This window comes from Burkholderia sp. 3C (genome assembly GCF_054589155.1).
Window position 1 is genome coordinate 1 of the sequence record NZ_BAAILN010000117.1, and the last position, 210, is coordinate 210.

The window sequence follows — 210 nt, forward strand, 5'->3', positions numbered from 1 at the left end:
ACGACACGTCGGTCAGCATCGCCGTCGAGGTCTTCAGCACGACCGCCGTGCTGTCCCCGCTCCGGGTGCCTGCGCCATTCATCACGCGCGTCTGAATCGTCCAGTTGCCGGTGTGCGCATTCGGATCGATCGCCACCCATTTGCCGTTCGACTGCATCAACGCGTCTTGCCACGTACGCCCGCCGTCGGTCGAGGTTTGCACCCGGTCGC

1 protein-coding gene is annotated in these 210 nt (G+C 65.2%); it reads right to left on the reverse strand.

The features are described from left to right. Nucleotides 1-210 (reverse strand): hypothetical protein (locus ACYP33_RS23180; RefSeq protein WP_459624091.1); only part of this gene is annotated, 210 nt, incomplete at both ends.